The organism is Flagellimonas profundi (assembly GCF_017313275.1).
Classification (GTDB): domain Bacteria; phylum Bacteroidota; class Bacteroidia; order Flavobacteriales; family Flavobacteriaceae; genus Flagellimonas; species Flagellimonas profundi.
Window position 1 is genome coordinate 80,753 of record NZ_JAFLNM010000004.1, and the last position, 18,600, is coordinate 99,352.

An 18,600-nucleotide genomic window follows, 5' to 3' on the forward strand; every position below is an offset into this window, starting at 1 on the left:
GATACAAAGCGTCAAAGTTCAACTAAACGATAATTTGGATGAAATTTTAGAACAATCCATTTAAGGGAAGCTTACATTTCATAGTAATGAATTCCACAATCAAACTTTAAATTAAATACCCTTTGGATTGTTATGTAATGTGACCCTATTTTTTTATCGAAAAAAGCGTTCGTATAGTATTGCCTATTTCCAAAAGGAATCACTTATAAATTTTAAGCCCACTGGCAAAGACTCACGCCAAAAAGGCCAAGTGTGCGCACCATCACGCACCCTGTATTCATGGGGTATTTGCTTAACTACCAGTTCTTTGTGCAACTGGGCATTTCCGAGCGTAAGAAAATCGTCATCCCCACAATCAAAATATATTTTTACTGTTTTTAAACGTTCTGGATCCTTGTTTTTTACCAACTGAAGGACATCATACTCCCTATAGCTTTCACCTAATCTTTTTTTACCCTTGGTGCCTACCATATCGGGTATAGCTTTTGAAATATATCCATCCATGGCTTCTTGGTCTGAAGCAGTAACGGATTCCTCCGTAAATATAGCAGAGCTATATGCGGCACATGCCCCAAAATGTTCGTCATATTTCAATGCCAGTTTTAAGGAACCGGCCCCGCCCATGGAAAGGCCGCTAATCCCCGTATATCGTTTTCCTGTACGAATACGGTAATTGTTTTGAATATAGGGAAGCAATTCTTTCATAAACATATCCTCATATGGATAAGTGCCGTCCGTTCTGTTCATATAGAGTCTGTCATCCCCATCCGGCATTACAATCACCATTTTTTGGATATTTCCTTGTTCGATTTCATGATCAACTATCCATTGCATTGCTCCAGATTCAATCCAACTTGTTTCGTCACCCGTATAACCGTTCAAGAGATAAACTACTGGATAATAGCGTTCGGAATTTTCATATCCATCTGGCAAGTAAATTGAATATTTGACCTCTGTATTCAAAAGGGCACTCTTCATAATCTGGCTTTCCAAGACCTTACTTTGACCAAATAGTGTACTATTGATAACAAGCCACAGAAGAAACAATGAGTATTTTTTCATAACTATTGATATTATTAATTGGTTAAAGCACCAGACCTCATTTAAGTTGTACTTAGGCCATTCATCACAAATCCACTTTTGAAAGATAACAAAAAACGATAACTAATATTCATTAATGATTTAATCCTAAAGTTCAACTAAACGATTATTTTTTACGGTGGGTCAATCCATAATCAAAGTTGTGGCGGTTTTCTGTGATGGGTACCCTGCTCGTAGGAGTAGGCCAGTTTTATCAAAATAGGTTCGGCGTACATCCTTCCCAAAAACTGGATGCCCGCAGGCAAATTCCCAGTTGTATATCCCATGGGCACCGTAAACGCAGGTTGACCGGTATGGGGTGAGATGACCTGATTGTTGTCGCCCTTATACTCTTCCTGAAACTTGTTTATATGTGCTGGCTTGTTGTTCCACGATGGGTAAACCACAGCATCCAGTTTCAAGGAATCCATGGCGTTTTCTATGGCTTCCCTAAAAGCGATTCTTTTCATATCGTGATACGCATCTCCACAAGGCACCTCCGAATCGCCCCACCTACCATCGTGGTCTTTTTGTGAGGATAGGCGTTGTTTGGCAAATTCAGATTGGGTACCTATCCGAACAATGTCTTCCAAGGTTTGTATGGTGTCCCGTTTTACATAGGTGGCCAAAAATTGCTCCAAATCCTTCTTGAAAGTTGCGCACCATTGATCTTGGCGCAAGGTATTAAAACCGGGCACATCAAAAGGGTCTACAATTTCAGCTCCCAAAGCATCCAAGTCCAGTAGCGCCTGTTCAAACAAGGCTTTTACCTCTGGGTCCACCTCATGTTCGCTCAATTCACGCAGCACCCCTATTCTTGCACCTTGGAGCCCATTTTTCACAAGAAATTGCTGGTAGTCGGTATATGTTTTTCCTTTGGAAAGCTCGGTAATGGGATCATCTGGGTCAACCCCGGCCATAATTTCCATTACCCTTGTGGCATCTTCCACGTTACGGCACATGGGCCCCACCACATCGTTTCTTAGGTACAGGGGAACTATTCCCGTCCTGCTGATCAATCCAAGGGTGGTCCTAAAGCCGACCAAGGCGTTGTGGGAAGATGGTCCGCGAATGGAATTCCCTGTATCCGTTCCCAAACCTACAGTTCCAAAATTGGACGCCACCGAAGCTCCCGTACCGCCACTGGATCCCGCCGGAACGTAATCCAGATTGTATGGGTTGCGTGTAGTCCCATGTGTGGAACTTTCCGAGTGCATGGGCGAAAAGGCCCACTCGGCCATATTGGACTTTGCCAAAACAATGGCACCTGCTTGCTTCAGTTTTTTGATGATGGGAGCGTCTTTTTCGGGATAGTAATCCACTAAAGCCAAGGAACCTGCCGTGGTAGGCATTCCCACTGTGTTTATGTTGTCCTTAACAATGATCGGAATGCCATGGAGGGGACGCAGCACACCTGTTTTTTCAAATTCGGCATCCAACTGTTTGGCTATGTCCAGTGCCACCGGGTTAATGGCGGTCAACGCATTGGTGTTGCTATCCAACAGGGCAATGCGCTTCAAATAGGCCTTGGTCAATTGTTCTGCAGTGAAAGTGCCGCTTTTATAAGCGTCGTGAATCTCTGAAATGGTCAGTTCCGTAACATCGATCGGTTCGGTGGGTTCACTGGTTTTACATCCAATCAAAGCGACGAGCAGCAACAGGAAAAAAATAGGATTACGAATCATAGGGGATGGTTGGTTTTATATTTTTCTATTATTCTTTTTTAGGATGTCAAGGTTCCCTATTTCGCAATAAAAGCAATATTGGGATTCATTTTTCTTGCTAGCAAGGTTTGTCCTCGACCATAAAAAGGTACAACATTCGAAACATTGCCGCCATCCATTTCCCATAATGTTTTTTTGTATGGACATTTGGGGGTTGAACAAAATCCGAAACCGACAGTCGTTTTGGGCCGTTGTTAATGTTCCATTTTCGAGAAATATAAGGTACAATTGGCTTTTACCGAACTTTATGCATCGATCCATCTAATTTTATAAATATCATATCTTTAGGGAAACTAACCTCCAGTGATAAAATTCTTTAGAAGAATAAGGCAACCCTTATTGGCTGAAAACAGATTCAGCGGATATCTGATTTATGCTCTTGGTAAAATTCTTCTTGTGTTCATTGGGATTTTATTGGCGCTTCAGATCAATACATCGAATATAGATCAGTTTGGAAATGTTCAGACAGTACATACAACGCAATGAACAAATTGGAAATGATCAAACCTAACTTCAATTTATAAAGCATATGATTAAGAACTATTTGAAAATTTTAGTGGTAGCCGTAGTTTTTTGTAGTTGTGACAACAACAAAAAGTCAAACGCAGACATCGTTCAGGTTGACCAAACAACGATTGGCAAACAGATTGAACGTCTGGCATCGGATGAATTTCTAGGAAGAAAACCATTTACGGAAGGTGAAGTGAAGACCGTGAATTATTTAAAGGAAGAATTTGAAAAATTGGGCCTTTTACCCGGTAATGACAATAGCTTTTTTCAAGATGTTCCTATGGTGGAAATAACAGGAACACCCTCCGAGAACATGGTGATTTCCGGTAAAAATGGAAACATCAATCTGGAATACTTAAAAGATTTTGTGGCTACAACAAACAAACCCGAAACTGAAGTCGGTCTTGAGAATTCAGAGCTTGTTTTTGCAGGTTATGGTGTTGTTGCCCCCGAATATGGGTGGAATGATTATGAAGGCATCGACTGGAAAGGTAAAACGGCTGTGGTATTGATTAATGACCCAGGTTTTGAATCTGGGGATTCAACCCTGTTCAAAGGCAATGAAATGACGTATTACGGACGTTGGACATATAAATATGAGGAGGCTGCCAGGCAAGGTGCTGATGGACTAATCATTATCCATGATACCGAACCGGCCGCTTATGGATGGAATGTGATAGAATCTGGCTGGAGCGGTGCTCGATTGACCATAGAAAGTGATCTGCCTCTTTTAAATGTCGAATCGTGGATAAGTGGGGAAAGTGCCGAAAAAATGTTCAATGCCTCCTCCATGAAGGGTCAGGATTACAAAACCCTTGCCAGGAACAAGGACTTTAAACCGATTCCGTTGGACTTAAATGTTACGGTGGACATTAAAAATGAAATCAAAAAAGATGACTCTAAAAATGTTGTGGCACTTATACCGGGAACCGAAAGAAAGGATGAATATATCATCTACTCCGCGCATTGGGATCATTTTGGTGTTGGTAAAGCCATTGATGGCGATTCAATCTATAATGGTGCTGTGGACAATGCATCCGGGACTGCAGGTTTATTGGCAATAGCAGAGGCGTTCAAGAAAAATGGCCCCACAAAACGTTCCATTGTCTTTATTGCCGTTACTGGAGAGGAACAAGGTCTGTTAGGCTCCGCCTATTATGCCGAAAACCCCATTTACGACCCCAAGAAAACAGTGGCGGACATTAATATTGACGCTCTGGATAGTCCAGGAAAAATGAAAGACTTGACCATTACTGGTTATGGTCACTCTGAAATGGATGAATATGCCAAGGAAGCTGCCGAAAAACAAGATAGGTACGTTATCCCTGATCCAGAGGCGGAAAAGGGATACTTCTTTAGATCGGACCATTTTAATTTTGCCAAAATCGGAATCCCTGCCTTGTATGCAAGTGGTGCCTATGAAGGATTTGATATTAGCATTGATGGTATAAAAAAGTATAACGATAATTACCGTTTGCACAAGTACCATCAGCCATCCGATGAATACGATGCTGAAACTACGGAATTAAGTGGAGTGCAATTGGACCTACAGTTACTTTTTGAGGTCGGATTGAAATTGGCCACCGAAGATTATTTTCCAAAATGGTACGATGGCAGTGAGTTTAAATCGGCGCGCGAATAAAGGAATACTATTGCTCGGAATCAAAAAGTTTAAATAAACGATGAAAATAATACGTACGTGGAAAGGCTGGACTACATTGGAAAATGCCTCAATTTATGAAGCTTTGTTAATTAACGAGGTTTTTCCAGCCGTAAAAAAGAAGGGAGTTGATGGATTGGAAAAAGTTAGTATTTCCACAATGGAGAAAAATGATGAGATGGAGTTTTTCCTTGTTCTTCAATTCGATTCCCTTGATTCAGTGAAAAAATTTGCAGGGGAATCCTATAACAAAGCATATATCCCTGATAATGCAAAACGTATATTGAAAAGGTATGATAAAACTGCTGATCATTTTGAATTAAAGGAGGAATTAAGACTTAAGTAATAAAAACAGACAACCCATAAAATTTATTGAATAAAAGTTCAAATAAACAATTGCCACAATCTAAACCGTTACTAGCTACAAAGAAAGCCATCAGCGCAGGTTGACGGCTTTTTCCTTTATAGAAAATCCTACCTAACAAATAAGCCAGTTTTTATTTTTTACATTTATAAGGAATGTAAATGCATTGATTTTGCACCAATTGGTGTATAATCGATTAAAATTTCAATCAAATCCTCACACAAACCGGTACTTTGAAAATTGCAGGCTTACAAATAAAAGTAAAAACACTATTATCCATATTGCTTTTGTTTTGCTGCACTGTTGTGTTTTCACAAGAACAGTCAGGCGCACAACTATTCACCCTAAACGAATATAGAGCTGCCTCCAAAGCCATATTCACCTCTGTATTTTTTCTGGGGGCCTTTTTGGTCATGGGGTTTTATATGCTGTTGTTGTATATCCAAAACAAGAAAAAAGATTATCTATACTACGCAGTTTACCTCATAATTTTCACTATTTACTTTTTCCTGAGAACAGATTCCGTTGTAAAGTTTGATTTGTTCAATTTGGGGCAATCCTATTACTACTATTTACTCACCCCTCTTCTATTGGTCATTACGGGTGTGTATGTAAAGTTCATCAATATTTTTGCGGAGATTGAAAAATATGACAGGGACTTCGCGTCCAGGCTCAATATATTTTCCAAGTTACTGTACACGATTGCCGGACTCATTTTTTTGTTTACCCTTTTTACCGATCAATTGGAGGTTGTGGAACGGTACCAACATTTTGTGATGATACCCATGCACCTTTATACTTTAATGGCATTGATCAGGGCATTTTTGGTAATCAAGTCAAATTTGAGGTACTATGTGCTCTTTGCCAACCTATTTCTGTTTGCCTTCTCCATTTTAGGAGTTTATGCCGCACAAGGACATAATTTCTCGGAAAACGTTACTTCCCATCATCTTTTGGGCTTTTACACTTTTAATGCCTCCCAATTGGGTACATTTTTGGAAATGATATGTTTTTCCTTAGGGCTTGGATACAAGTTTAGTTTAATCGAAAAAGAAAAGGATGAGGTAAAGCAAAAATATATTGAGCAGCTTAAGGAGAATGAAGAGGTCTCCAAAAAATTAAACGAGGAACTCTCCGAACTCGTAGCGGAAAGAACAAAGGAACTGGAAAAGAAAACCTCTTTATTGGAGAAGGAACAACAATTAAAATCCAAGCTCTATGTAGATATTTCCCACGAGTTTAGAACCCCTTTGACATTAATTTCGGGACCGACCGAAGCAAAATTGCGGGAAGGCAATCTATCCGATGCCGATTACAACTTGTTTTCCATGATAAAACGTAATACCAGTCGTCTTTTGTCTTTGGTGAACCAACTACTTGATCTTGCAAAGCTCGACAAGGGAAGGTTAAAGTTAAAAATCAACCAGGGCAACTTAGGTCTTCTCATAAACTTTATAGCCAGCTCTTTTGAATTCAAGACAAGTGCTAAAAAAATACAGTATTCCTACAATATTCAATCAATCCCAAAGGCATGGTTTGATGAGGACATCATAGAAAAAATTGTTACCAATTTACTTTCCAATGCACTCAAATATTGCCCTGAAAATGGCATCTGTGAACTGGACGCATCGAAAAAGGATAAGACACTGTTTCTTAAAATCCGAAATTCGGTAGATGATATTTCCGAAATACCCCTAGATAAGTTATTCAACAGGTTCTACCAAAACAATGAGTACGCTGAGGGAGCCGGAATTGGGTTATCATTGGTCAAGGAACTGGTGCAATTACACAAAGGAAGTATTGATGTTTCGGCTAAAGAAGACAATACCATTGAGTTTACCGTTCAGATTCCTATAGGCAAAACATCGTTCTCACCAAATGATATTGTACCTGTTCCAAAAAAGGTTCCAAAATTAATGGTAGAAAATAATGGGCCAGGAGAAAATCGGTCTTCTAATTTGGAGGAAACAAAGGATGGGCTCCCCATTTTACTTGTGGTGGAGGACAATAAAGATGTACGGGATTTTATAAAGTCCTCGCTTAAGACCAACTATTCCATTTATGAAGCTAAAAATGGCCAATTCGGAATTGAGGAAGCATTACGGTTGATCCCGGATGTAATTTTATCCGATATTAAAATGCCGGTAATGGATGGGATTACAATGTGCAATAAACTAAAACAGGACCAAAGAACGAGTCATATCCCAATTGTGTTGCTTACGGCAGGAGTAGGCGAAGAACAGGAACTTAAAAGCTTAAAATCCGGGGCGGACGATTTTATCGTCAAACCTTTCAAATTGCCGATTTTGGAAAAACGGTTGGCTAACCTTATTGAAGTAAGAAAAGCTCTTCGTGATAGATACAGTAAGGAGTTTGTTTTAAAACCAAATGACATTTCCATAACCTCTGCAGAGGAGGCCTTTTTGAACAAAATTCAAAAGATTTTGGACAAAGAACTTTCCAATTCAGATTTTAATGCCGCCAAACTAAGTGAAATGCTTGGAATCAGCCGAATGCAATTGCATCGGAAATTATTGGCCTATACCAACCTATCAACTTCTAACTTTATAAGATCACAAAGATTGAAACAAGCCTTGGCCATGTTGGAGAATTCAAAAGCCAATATAAATGAGATTGCTTACTCCGTTGGCTTTAACACCCCTTCCTATTTTATAAAATGTTTTAAGGAGACTTACAACAAAACACCATTGGAGTACAGCCAATCCATTCATAATCAATAACAAACCATTGTTACATTTCTTCCATCAATTGTTACATATTGCATATCACTAATGGGTAATGGTGCTTATTATTGTAGTAAGCCATTGACTATAAAAATATATAGTAATCTAAATACATTGATGTTTCGAACAGCCTCCAATCCTACCGAACAAACACAATATTAAACCGTTGACCATGCGATTTTTCAAAGAGTCATAATTTCATTTTTTGATTTATGGTGTCTCCAAATACTCTTGAAATCTCGCTAAGGGTCACGGTTAAAAAACAAATTGGACTTTAGTACTTATCACGAACCTGATCGCTTAATGGGAGGTTAATGCAAATGGATATCTATTTGTTTTTTAATCATTTGATGGTGAAAAATTAACCATACTCCTGTAATTGAAAAATACAGGGAACACTAAAAATTAAAACCTCAGAACAATGAACACTAAGAAAGTTATTTATTCAATCTTGATTGTATTATTTGTTGCACAAGGAGCTAACGCCCAATTCTTTAAAAAACTAAAGAAAAAAGTTTCCGATAGAGTTGAGCGGACCGTAACGGATAAAGTTGCCGACAAAGCTGCCCAAAAGGCCAGTAAGGCAATGGACAAAATGTTGGATCCTGAATTCAACAAAAACAGCCCTGTACCAATAGGTGGAGAAATGGGAAACATGGATGATGTTGCCGATGAATACCAATTTGAGTGGGTATATAAAATGAAAATTGATGCTGCCAGGTCCAAAAGCGATATGGACATTGCATATTACCTGAAAAAAGATGCGCCTTACTGGGGTGCAAAAATGAACCAAGGCATGGATATGTTCATGATTTATGATATGTCCAAGCTACTAACGGTCATCTTTATGGAGAACGATGGAAATAAATTCGCCTCCGTGACAAAAATCCCTGATGATATCAATGTAGAGGAAATGAACGAGGATATGGATATTTCCAATTACACCATGACCGAAATAGCTGGTAAAACAGTACTGGGGTATGACTGTAAAGGCTATGTGATGGAAAATGACAAATACAAGTTTACCCTTTACAATACTTTTGATACCGAAGTAAGTTTTAGCGACATATACGGTAAGAGCAATCAGATGCCCAAGGGCTTCCAAGTAGATTGGTTAAAAGAAGGCGACAATGAAGGTTTGGTCATGGAAATGATCATGGAGGACAAAGAGAATGACAAAAACAACATGACGATGACTTGTGTACAATTGGAAGAGCAACCATTCTCGATTAAAAAAGCTGATTATTCCACTTTTGGCAATCAATAATCAGGAAACCTCTTAAACAATTCTATTTACAACACTTTAAAGGATATGAAAAAAACAGCCTTATTATTGCCACTTTTACTGATCGTACAATTCGTAATAGCCCAACAAGATTTTACAGGAACCATTCTCGATTGGGAAGTTGGCTCCGGGGACATTATAACAGGTCTGATGCAACCAAAAGTAATCGGTTCCGTTGATGATCAAGGTAACTTCAAAATTCCTTTAAACCCCAATTTTTTGGATGATATAAAAAAGGAAATGGAAGAAGAAAACAAAAAGGATAACGATGGCTGGACGGCATCCCTTATGACCGTTGACAAATTGTTCAACTGTTTTGGAGATTCCCTAATGGTGGAAAACGGCAACCAACCCATTTCAAAATTATCCCAAATGGGAGCATTCATGTTAGTGAATATGAGTGAAAAAAAACGATTGGGGTATTTCTTTGCGGTAAACTCAGCAGCGTTTGCAGAATCTTTAATGAATATTGGCACCTATGCCTTTTCACCGGGATATTATGTAGACTGGTATTTTGTGGGTCAACCGGGTTCGGTTAAAGGGAACTGTAAACAAGAAGCTTACGCACTTAACCAAGAGGAAATTTATGAGAAGAATACAACCTATAATCTGGAGTTTAAAGAGGGTTGGAACGTCGTAAAATATGAAATCAAAAAAGTTTTTAAAGATAAAGATGGTAAGACCTATCCGCAGGAGATTGAATATGCAACACTTCCCGAAATTCCAAAAAACATCACATATTCATTTATGAAGGATGATTAAGATTTTATAAAAAATCGCCTTAAAAGAGCTGAGAAGATTTTCTTAGCTTTTTTTATGGGTTACCTTAGAAAACCTTGCTATTACTCGTGTTTGAAAGGTAAACTTTTATCGGGGCTTACCTAGTTTAATAGTTTGTTAACGTTTTTAACGTCTTATTTTCATAAATTGTTGATGCCTAATTCATCATCAATCAAAAATGAGACAATTAACCAACTATATTGTCTTACTGTTTCTATGGCTAAACTCCATGTTGGCCTTTGGCATTACCGTTAGCAGTGGTTATGCAGGCATACCTACGCCTACCGCTGAAACTTTTAAGGATTCCCTGGATTGGGCCGACTACTATTTCAATATCCACCGTTTTGAAAAAGCGGTTTTCCTATACAAAAAGAATCTTGAGGCAACCAATAAGGAAGAGAAAATCCATATTCTAAAAAAGTTGGCACTTAGTGAGGCCGCATTGGACAATACAGAAGAGTCCATCTCTTACATTTATGACTATTTTAAAATAGATTTTCAGCCGACATTTTTGTTGCATGAGGATTTTGATAGTATCCGAAGCGAAAAAAGCTTCGAAAAACTATCCGGAACCATATTACCGAAATTCACAGGTTGGTCCATTTTTTACCTTTTTGTTTGCTTAATTGGTTTTTATGTCACTTTTGTCCTGTTGATCAATAAAAAGATCGACAAGCAGGCCCGGATTCTTATTGCAACTTTTGTCTTTATTCACTCTCTGTTTATTTTAAACATATGTGTCAACCAAACCAATTATGTATTCGAGTTTCCACATACCTACCTCATGTCCACTTGGTCCTCCTTTTTATATGGCCCGCTCCTTTTTTTATATTACAAAAGGGTATCCAAATCAAGCGACCTTAACAAAAAAGATCTTTGGCACTTTTTACCTGCCGTTGTGCTTACCATATATTTATTTTTCACAGTTTATGGCTTTTCCGGTTCCCAAAAGGTAACACAAATGTTGCAGCGACTGGAAGAAGGCTTAAACCCAGGAGACTCGACCAAACTATTATTATTGGTTGCTTTAAAAGCAATTTCTTTGGGTGTTTATGCTTTATTTGTGCATTGGATTCTGACCAAAAACAAAGAAGGATTAAATAAAAAAACCAGGATTTGGCAGAAAAACATCTACTTGATCCATGTTAGCTATGTAGCGGTGTATCTAGTTTATGGAGCGTATATTATTGCTGGTATAAACAGTGGTATATTCTATCACGCACCCATAGTTTTGATGAGTACCATGGTCCTTTATATCGGGTACGCGGCAAACGTGCAGCCCGACGTATTTAGTGGACGCTACTCCTATACCAACCGTTTATTCCCAAAATACGTGAAATCCGGACTCACGGAGAGCCTTTCCCAAGAACTCAAGCAACACTTGAGCGACCTTTTCCAAAAAGAAAAATTATATCGGAACAACGACATCAACTTGGATATGGTAGCCGATAAACTGGATACCACCCGCCATAATGCATCTCAGCTGATCAATGAACACTTTAATATGAGCTTTAGGGAGTTTGTAAACTCCCATCGTATTCGAGAGGCCAAAGAACTTCTTGAAAAAGAACACGAACTCAACATTATTGACATTGCCTATGAAGTTGGGTACAATAACAAAGTATCTTTCAACAAAGCTTTTAAAAAAGACACCCAACTTACCCCAAGCGAATACCTCAACACCCTAAAACAAGGGTAAATTCTTATCGGGAACACCGAAAAACAAGGATTTTATAGCTAATCTAGTAGTCATCAATCAAAAATCATCAATCATATGAAACGACTACTAAAACAATTCGTTTTTAAGTACAAGGGGCAGGAGGACCAGACACTCCAACCTGTAAACAGTCATGAAAAGTACAAGAAGTCTGGATTAACGGAAGAAGAAGCCTTGGTAATTCGCAGTAAAATTAAAAAAGCCTTTGAGGAAGATAAGATTTACAGGAACAATACCATTTGTTTGGATATCCTTTCGGACCATATTCAAGACAATAGATATAAGGTATCCCAAGTGATCAACACCTATTTCTCCAAAAACTTTTATTCTTTTTTAAATGAATATAGAATAAGGGAGGCAAAAAAGCTATTGGTTTCTGAACCCTCTTTAAGCGTAAAGGCCATTATGTACGAAGTTGGTTTTAATAGTAAAAACAGCTTTTACAGTGCCTTTAAGAAAATCACAGGGCTTAGTCCCAACGATTACAGAGCTGCTACAAATATTGGATTCGTCAGGCAACACGAAGTACAGGTGGCGTAGCAGCGCCCCCTACATAGTTTAAGCTATTTGCAAAAACCTCTTGGAATTCCAAGAGGTTTTTTTTACACCCTATTATCAAATGGTCACCATATCTATCCGTATCTGTTAAAAAAGGTACTTCCCTATGGGCATCCCTTTTTTTAAGGTTCTCGCCGTTTAAAAAGTACCTGACACAATGCGCTTATAAGTTGATTTGTTATGCAATTGTAAAGGTAGGGCGGTGAGAGGCTCTACTTCTTAAAAAACAAAATCCATTGAGTTTTGTTCACTTCCCAGAAGTATTATTTGAATTAGCTATCATTTTCCTAGCGCCGTCCACCTTTCTCAGTTGCCCTAACTCATGTCAAATTACTAACAAAACTTTATTCGTATGAAAGTAAAGAAACTGTTTGGAGCACTGATGGCTATGTGTCTATCGATAGCATTTGCCCATGCTCAAGAAAAAACGGTTACCGGAACGGTCACCGACCAAGAAGGGGTACCCTTGCCCGGTGTAAACATTATTGTAAAGGGTACCGTAAGGGGCACACAATCCGATTTTGATGGCAACTATGCCATTGAAGCCAATGAGGGAGACGTGCTCGTATTTTCCTATTTGGGACAAAGAACACAGGAAATAAGTGTTGGCGCAGCAAGTACATTGGACGTGCAAATGCAAGAAGACGCTTCCCAACTTGAAGAAGTGGTGGTAACTGCACAGGGTATTGTTAGAGAGAAACGCTCCCTGGGATATTCGGTGACCACAGTGGAATCAGAAAAAGTGGAATCAAGACCAGAAGCTGATGTAGCTCGTGTTTTGAACGGAAAAGTTGCCGGGGTGAACATTACCTCGAACAACGGTATGTCCGGTTCAGGTACCAACATCATCATTCGAGGGTATTCGTCCGCAACACAATCCAACCAACCCTTGTTTATTGTGGATGGTATTCCGTTTGATTCCGGAACCAATACACAAACCAACTTTTTGGATGGAAATACAGAATCCAGTAGATTCTTGGACCTCGACCCAAACAATATAGAAAGTGTAAGTGTACTAAAAGGACTAAGTGCAACGGTATTATATGGTAACCGAGGGCGTAACGGGGTTATTTTAATTACCACCAAAGGTGCCGCTACTGGAGATGCACCCTCTAAAACCGAGGTATCCGTTACCCAATCGGTATTTATGTCCAATGCAGTACTCCCAAAATTCCAAGATAATTACGGAGGTGGGTTCCACCAAGGCTTCGGATTTTTCTTTAGTAACTGGGGACCACGTTTTGATCGTACCGATGATGACGGAATAGCCCAAGCGGGACAATTTATTCGTACGGGGGCCAACGGTGTGGCACTTCTCAGACACCCGTTCAACTATATTGCAGACCCAACGTTAATAGCCGGTTACGAAGACCTTTTGAATACTGAATACCCATATAAGCCATATAATGGTGTAGAGGAATTCTTTAGGACAGGTTATGTGTACAGCTCATCTGTAAATGTTCGCGGAGGTTCAGAAAAAGTAAACTATAACGCCAACTACGGACGTACCGAAGACATAGGGGTCACCCCGGGCAACAGATTGCTCCGTAACAACTTTAGTTTGGGTGGTAATGCTACCCTGTCAAATAACTTGACCGTATCTGGAGTCTTCAATTTTGCAAGAACAGGATATAAATCCCCTCCTAATGCTGTAAGTACAGGTAGTGGTGCCGCATTTAATGGTTCCGCCATATTTGGTGATGTCCTTTACACGCCAAGAAGTGTGGATTTGACCAATATTCCGTTTCAAGCAGCGGATGGTAGAAGTCTTTACTACAGATCTGGAAACGACATCCAAAATCCGTACTGGACCGTAGCCAACTCAAAAACATCTCAGGAAACCGACCGCTTTACAGGTAATGTTTCCATGAGCTATGCTATAAACGACTGGATGAACCTTACCTACCGTGTTGGTTTGGATACTTATACCGAGTTGAACTTCTACGGACAGAACAGAGGTGGTGTCGACGGACCTACATTGGGTATTTTGAGAACAACCTCCGTAAGAAATTCCATTTGGAACCACGACCTTATCTTGAGTGCAGAAAAAAGTCTTTCCGAAGATTTGAATCTTACCGCAACATTTGGTGCCAATAGTCGAAGGGATACCTATGCACAAGATGGTATAGAAAGTCAGGGACAATTGGTTTTTGGTGTACTGGAGCACTTTAACTTTACAACACCTTCATCGGTCAACTCCTTTTCGGGCAGCAACCTGAACCAGAATTTTGAAGAAAACTTGGTCGGTGTTTATTTGGATGCCACATTATCCTATAAAGATTTGCTCTATTTAAATGTTGTAGGAAGAAACGATTGGTCCTCCACATTGGAAAGGGAAAACAATTCATTGTTCTATCCTGGAGCCAGTCTTTCCTTTATCCCGACAACAGCTTTTCCAGCCTTACAGGGCAATGTACTGAACTACGCCAAACTTAGGGTGGGTTATGGATCCTCTGCAGGTTTCCCAACCCCATTTAACACAAGGGATGTACTATCGTTGGGTGCAAGAACATTTGTGGACCTCAACGGAAATGTTGTTTCCGGAAATACCGTTTCCGATGTGCTGGGCAACAGGGATTTATCTCCAGAGCGAGTACAGGAGTTGGAAATTGGTTTGGATACGCGTTTGTTCAACAGACTTAATTTTAATCTGAGTTTGTACCAAAAATCGACTACAGACCTTATCACCAATCGTACTTTGGATAGTTCAACCGGTTTCCGTTCCACTTTTGTGAACATTGGTGAAGTAGAAACCAAAGGTATTGAGGCCGACTATGATCTGAATATTCTTAGAGAAAGTGAAGATGGTATTGGATTTAATCTCGCTGGAAACTTTACAGCCAGTGAAACTACCGTAACCGACCTGGCCGAAGGCACAAATAACATCCTTTTGACATTTGCCGTTTCCGGTGAAGCAGCAAACTATGCCGTGGAAGGCAGGCCATTTGGCGTACTCTTGGGAAGCACTATTCAAAGAGATGACAATGGAAACAAAGTGGTAGGTAGTAACGGGCGCTATTTAGTGGACAATAACATTACCGAAATAGGTGATCCCAACCCCGATTGGACCACAGCACTTATCCCAACGATAACGTTCAAGAACTTCACCCTATCGGCGAACCTACAGTATCGTCACGGAGGTGATGTCTATTCCGTGACCACAGCAGGTTTGATTGGTCGTGGAGTGGTTGATGCCGATGACCCGATTCACAGAGAGTCCAATTATGTGCTACCCGGTGTTTTTGCCGATGGCACACCGAACGATGTTGCCATATCTTCCACCGAGTTTGGGTTCAACACCTTTTTCGCCGGTGGCATCAACGAGGTAAATATTTTTGACGGAACAACCATTCGTTTACAGGAAGCCTCTTTAGGATACTCCATTCCAAAGAAAATGTTGGATAAAACACCTTTTGGCAGCTTATCCTTAACACTATCCGGTTCCAACCTATGGTACAAAGCGGTGAACTTCCCGGATGATATCCGCTACGACACCAACTCATCTAGTACCGGTGTAGGTAACGGACAAGGGATTGATTTCTTCACTGGACCATCTACAAGAAGATATGGTCTTACCGTAAGGGCATCATTTTAATAGCAGCTAACAGAATCAAAAAATATATTATGAAAAAAATATCAAATATACTAAGTCTCCTAATCGCTGCACTGACAGTTATGTTGGGCTGTGAGACAACCTCTTTGGATGTTGTGGAGAGTCCTAACGCATTAAATCCGTCGCAGGCAAGCGTTGATTTCTTTTTGAATCAAATACAGCTGATGACAGCACAAATCCACTCTGGTGAAGAGGGACGTGCGGAAAACGGCCTCAGCCAGTTTGGTATGGAGCCGGTGAGAATGCAACACGGTTTTGGACCGACCTATCGTGAGAATTACGACCCATCGGATTTTGATAGGGTTTGGGACAACGTTTATGCACGAGCATTGATTGATATCAGAACCATGAATCCCTTGGCTGAAGAAGCGGGGCAATATACCCATATCGCCATCGGTCAAATTTTAGAGGCGTACATTATGATGTCCATGGTGGACTTCTTCGGAGATGTACCTTACTCAGAAGCAGTGGCAGGTGGCGAAGGCATACTAAATCCCTCCTTGGATTCAGGAGCTTCCATTTATCAGGCCGCAGACCAACTTTTGATTGATGCCATAGCCAATCTCAACAAAGATGAAACTTCATTGCCATTGGATGATCTTTTCTACAATGGTAACGAAGGACAATGGAAGAAAGTGGCCAATACCATGCGCCTTAAACTTTACTTGCAAACTCGTTTGGCCAGTGCCGAAGGTTTTGGGGCATCGGTCTCCACTTCTCGAATCAACGAGTTGATCAGTGGTAACCAACTGATTTTGGATGCTTCCGATGATTTCTTCTTCCAGTGGGGCACCAACAATGCCTCACCAGATAGTAGACATCCTTATTTTGATGCCAATTATGATGGTGCCGGGCCAAGTTCCGACTTTTACACTTCCAACTATTATATGGATTTGATGGCCAATCAGTACAGTGAGCCCGACCCAAGAATCAGGTATTACTTCTACAGACAACAATCGGATTTTTCGGGTGCAGATGTAGTCACCAAAGAATGTGTTACCGAAATATCCCTTCCAGCGTGGTGGGACCCTACCCAACCTTATTGTTTGGTACCCTCTACCAATGGCTTGAGCGGATATTGGGGAAGAAACCACTTGGATGACGATGGTATTCCACCAGATGATGCCTTTAGAACATTACATGGCACATATCCCGTTGGAGGTCCTTTTGATGATAACTCCTTTAGAAATGTATCCGGTTCCAGCGCAGTTAACGAAGGCTTGGCAGGCGCAGGTATTTCACCTATCCTAATGTCTTCCTACACCTATTTCATGTTGGCAGAAGCATCGTTGACATTGAATACAACAGGAAATGCAAGGGATTATCTGGAAACAGGAATCAGACAATCCATGGGTACCGTCGCAAACTTCGGAGCATCGTTGGCCAGTGGTACGGGTTACGAGGCAAATGCAACGGCAATCGACAATCATGTTGCCGAAATATTGGCCAGCTACGATGCTGGGGACAATACGGACAAACTCCGCATTATTGTAGAGCAATATTTTATAGCACTGTGGTGCAATGGTATAGAAGCTTACAACACTTACCGAAGAACCGGTCAACCGGACAATCTCACCCCTGCATTTACCACACCTGACCCAGGAACGTTCCTAAGATCTATGTGGTACTCACAGACAGCAGCGGACAGTAACACGAACATCACACAGAAAAGTGCTCCAAGTACCCCAGTGTTCTGGGACACAAACCCTGAAGGATTCGTTGATTGATTTCTAACTAAAAAACAATACAGATGAAAAGTAACTTTAAATATATATTCGGTCTTGTTCTCCTAGTTTTGGGAATTGCTGCATGCGAGGACAGTGACAAAAATCCCCTCAATGTGTTCGAACTCGATGATTCGGCTGCTCCGTATGTGCGAATCCTTTTGGACGAGACCATTGTGGCCAAAGGCGACCTTGCCTCTTCCACTTTTTCAGGGACCGTTGACGACCCAAGCGACAATGTCGCTTCTTGGGAACTGAGCGTAACCTTGGAATCAGGAGGTGTCTCCACAGATACTGTACAACTGGCGACGATTACGGAGTTTCCAAGTGATATCTCCATCCCTTATACGGACATCGCAAGTGCTTTGGGCATAACGGTAGATGACATTTCTGGAGGTGATTTTATCCGTTTTTTAGGGAAATCAACAGGGGTTGACGGCACAGAGACCACTGTAGAAAATTATAGTGCCACCGTAACGGGCCAACCAGAGCAACTCCAAGCGTTTAACTTTATCGTTTTGGTAAAGTGCTCCCCTATTTCGGGAACCACAGTACCCGGCACATGGATTATAGAAATGCAAGACCTTTTTGGTGATGGCTGGGATGGTGCCTTTGTGACTTTCGAAATCGACGGCGTAGCCACGGATTACACCTTTACCGCCGGTGATGCAGCAACATTCAATGTTGATGTTCCCGAAGGTACAAGTGAATTGGTGATTTCATACACGAGTGGGGCTTTTGAAGAAGAACACGTTTACACTATTGAGACACCGGAGGGTGAAGTACTGGGTCCGTTTGGCCCAAACCCATCTCCATGTATCAATTGATTTTTACATATTGT

The 18,600-nt window shown here is 40.5% G+C and carries 12 protein-coding genes; 10 read left to right on the forward strand and 2 right to left on the reverse strand.

Features of this window, described 5'->3' with window-relative positions; translation table 11 throughout:
• Window positions 1-183: 183 nt before the first annotated feature.
• Entirely contained in the window at window positions 184-1,062 is an 879-nt protein-coding gene (locus tag J0654_RS15635; protein WP_207030054.1) for an alpha/beta hydrolase, read from the reverse strand.
• 173 nt (window positions 1,063-1,235) lie between these two features.
• Window positions 1,236-2,765: an amidase gene (locus J0654_RS15640; protein ID WP_207030055.1), complete on the reverse strand. Its 1,530-nt coding sequence runs from the start codon at window positions 2,763-2,765 to the stop codon at window positions 1,236-1,238.
• A 568-nt stretch (window positions 2,766-3,333) separates the two neighbouring features.
• Here J0654_RS15640 and J0654_RS15645 point away from each other — a divergent pair.
• The 10 genes from J0654_RS15645 to J0654_RS15690 all read left to right on the forward strand — a co-directional run bounded on the left by J0654_RS15645 (window position 3,334) and on the right by J0654_RS15690 (window position 18,586).
• Window positions 3,334-4,956: a M28 family metallopeptidase gene (locus tag J0654_RS15645; RefSeq protein ID WP_207030056.1), complete on the forward strand. Its 1,623-nt coding sequence runs from the start codon at window positions 3,334-3,336 to the stop codon at window positions 4,954-4,956.
• 40 nt (window positions 4,957-4,996) lie between these two features.
• A complete protein-coding gene (locus tag J0654_RS15650; protein WP_207030057.1) occupies window positions 4,997-5,320 on the forward strand; it encodes an antibiotic biosynthesis monooxygenase in 324 nt (107 codons plus the stop codon).
• Between the two features lie 251 nt (window positions 5,321-5,571).
• A complete protein-coding gene (locus tag J0654_RS15655; RefSeq protein ID WP_207030058.1) occupies window positions 5,572-8,079 on the forward strand; it encodes a response regulator in 2,508 nt (835 codons plus the stop codon).
• Between the two features lie 424 nt (window positions 8,080-8,503).
• Complete coding sequence (locus tag J0654_RS15660) at window positions 8,504-9,349, forward strand: DUF4412 domain-containing protein (RefSeq protein ID WP_207030059.1); 846 nt, start codon at window positions 8,504-8,506, stop codon at window positions 9,347-9,349.
• A 45-nt stretch (window positions 9,350-9,394) separates the two neighbouring features.
• Window positions 9,395-10,129, forward strand: a complete 735-nt coding sequence (locus tag J0654_RS15665) for a hypothetical protein (protein ID WP_207030060.1) — start codon at window positions 9,395-9,397, stop codon at window positions 10,127-10,129.
• Between the two features lie 196 nt (window positions 10,130-10,325).
• Window positions 10,326-11,846: a helix-turn-helix domain-containing protein gene (locus tag J0654_RS15670; RefSeq protein WP_207030061.1), complete on the forward strand. Its 1,521-nt coding sequence runs from the start codon at window positions 10,326-10,328 to the stop codon at window positions 11,844-11,846.
• 75 nt (window positions 11,847-11,921) lie between these two features.
• The gene (locus tag J0654_RS15675) at window positions 11,922-12,404 is read left to right on the forward strand and encodes a helix-turn-helix domain-containing protein (protein WP_207030062.1); all 483 of its coding nucleotides are present in this window, start codon (window positions 11,922-11,924) and stop codon (window positions 12,402-12,404) included.
• Window positions 12,405-12,774: 370 nt separating this feature from the next.
• Entirely contained in the window at window positions 12,775-16,017 is a 3,243-nt protein-coding gene (locus tag J0654_RS15680; RefSeq protein WP_207030063.1) for a SusC/RagA family TonB-linked outer membrane protein, read from the forward strand.
• Window positions 16,018-16,046: 29 nt separating this feature from the next.
• The gene (locus tag J0654_RS15685) at window positions 16,047-17,762 is read left to right on the forward strand and encodes a SusD/RagB family nutrient-binding outer membrane lipoprotein (RefSeq protein ID WP_207030064.1); all 1,716 of its coding nucleotides are present in this window, start codon (window positions 16,047-16,049) and stop codon (window positions 17,760-17,762) included.
• 23 nt (window positions 17,763-17,785) lie between these two features.
• Entirely contained in the window at window positions 17,786-18,586 is an 801-nt protein-coding gene (locus J0654_RS15690) for a hypothetical protein (protein WP_207030065.1), read from the forward strand.
• Window positions 18,587-18,600: the final 14 nt, after the last annotated feature.

Coding starts and splice junctions, on each gene's coding strand:
- J0654_RS15635 (WP_207030054.1), bottom strand. CDS start 1,062: ATGAAAAAATACTCATTGTTTCTTCTGTGGCTTGTTATCAATAGTACA.
- J0654_RS15640 (WP_207030055.1), bottom strand. CDS start 2,765: ATGATTCGTAATCCTATTTTTTTCCTGTTGCTGCTCGTCGCTTTGATT.
- J0654_RS15645 (WP_207030056.1), top strand. CDS start 3,334: ATGATTAAGAACTATTTGAAAATTTTAGTGGTAGCCGTAGTTTTTTGT.
- J0654_RS15650 (WP_207030057.1), top strand. CDS start 4,997: ATGAAAATAATACGTACGTGGAAAGGCTGGACTACATTGGAAAATGCC.
- J0654_RS15660 (WP_207030059.1), top strand. CDS start 8,504: ATGAACACTAAGAAAGTTATTTATTCAATCTTGATTGTATTATTTGTT.
- J0654_RS15665 (WP_207030060.1), top strand. CDS start 9,395: ATGAAAAAAACAGCCTTATTATTGCCACTTTTACTGATCGTACAATTC.
- J0654_RS15670 (WP_207030061.1), top strand. CDS start 10,326: ATGAGACAATTAACCAACTATATTGTCTTACTGTTTCTATGGCTAAAC.
- J0654_RS15675 (WP_207030062.1), top strand. CDS start 11,922: ATGAAACGACTACTAAAACAATTCGTTTTTAAGTACAAGGGGCAGGAG.
- J0654_RS15680 (WP_207030063.1), top strand. CDS start 12,775: ATGAAAGTAAAGAAACTGTTTGGAGCACTGATGGCTATGTGTCTATCG.
- J0654_RS15685 (WP_207030064.1), top strand. CDS start 16,047: ATGAAAAAAATATCAAATATACTAAGTCTCCTAATCGCTGCACTGACA.
- J0654_RS15690 (WP_207030065.1), top strand. CDS start 17,786: ATGAAAAGTAACTTTAAATATATATTCGGTCTTGTTCTCCTAGTTTTG.